This is a genomic window from Collinsella aerofaciens, from assembly GCF_027679495.1.
GTDB lineage: Bacteria > Actinomycetota > Coriobacteriia > Coriobacteriales > Coriobacteriaceae > Collinsella > Collinsella aerofaciens_AK.
In genome coordinates, this window is record NZ_JAQEKC010000060.1 from 1 (window position 1) to 1299 (window position 1299).

General features: G+C 68.6%; 1 protein-coding gene. It reads left to right on the top strand.

Annotated elements, in window-relative coordinates; all coding sequences use genetic code 11:
• On the top strand, positions 1 to 1270 hold a 1270-nt coding region (locus tag PGW49_RS10325), incomplete at its 5' end, for an IS3 family transposase (protein ID WP_270226442.1).
• Positions 1271 to 1299 lie beyond the last annotated feature (29 nt).

Here is a 1299-nt window from a genome sequence, read left to right on the forward strand (position 1 = left end):
GGGGGTGCGGACAGAAAGTTGGACCGCGGGGCGGTCCGGACTGGAGGTTCGCATGTACAGCAGGGAGAAGGTCGAGCTCTTCCTCCTGGCGACGGAGGACGGCATGGGGCCGACCGCCGCCGCGAAGTTCGCGGGGGTCTCGGTGGGCGCGGCCAAGAAGTGGGCGACGGGGCACCTCCCGCACAGCTACACCGGGGCGCGCTGTAGAATCGGGGCGAGGAAACCGCCACGGAAGGAGGCCAGCTTGGGCCCCGACAAGTCGATCTACGCCCCGCCGGCGACCGGCCCGCTCGCCGGGCTCAACGAGGACCAGATAGAGAACCTGCTGCTCAGGGCGGTGTTGGCCGACCTAAAAGCGGAAGGGTGGGACCCGGCTTCGATCTCGAACAGGAGCAAGTGCGAGCTCGGCGAGAGATTGAGGCGGGCGACCGCCCTGCCCCTCCGCTCGATCACAGGTTTCTTGAGGATATCGAAGAGCTCCTATGAGTACTGGAGGCCCCGCGTCGCCGCGCCGCGCGACCGCGACGCCGACATACGCGACCGCGTGGTGCGCATCTTCCGCGAGGGCTCGGGGTGCTGGGGGTACCGCACCGTCTGGGCGCGCCTGCGCCGCGAGGGCGTCCGGGCCAGCGAGAAGCGCGTGGCCCGCGTGATGCGCGAGGAGGGCCTCGAGGTCGTCTACAACAAGAGGCGCGCCCGGGGCTACAGCTCCTACGCCGGCGAGGTCTCCAAGGCGCCGGAGAACCTCGTGAACAGGAGGTTCCGCGCCGACGAGCCCAACCGGCTGTGGCTCACCGACATCACCGAGTTCAGGCTCCCGGGCGGCGAGAAGGTCTACCTGAGCCCGATCGTCGACTGCTTCGACGGGATGCCCGTCGCCTGGTCGATCGGGCTGCACCCCGACAAGCGCCTCGCGAACTCGAGCCTGCTCAAGGCCTGCGCGGCGAGGCCGGCGGGGGTGCGCACGACGATCCACTCGGACCGGGGCGGCCACTACCGCTGGCCGGAGTGGATCGGGATCTGCGAGGAGAACGGCCTGGTCAGGAGCATGTCCGCGAAGGGCTGCAGCCCGGACAACTCGGCCTGCGAGGGCTTCTTCGGGCGCCTCAAGAACGAGTTCTTCCACTACAGGGACTGGGAGGGCGTGACGGCCGAGGAGTTCATGGGAAGGCTCGAGGCCTACCTCGTGTACTATCGTGAGGAGCGGATCAAGAAGTCCCTCGGGTGGCTGAGCCCGATGGAGTACCGCAGGAAGCTTGGATACGCCTAGGCGCGGTCCAAGAAATCGTCCGCACCCCC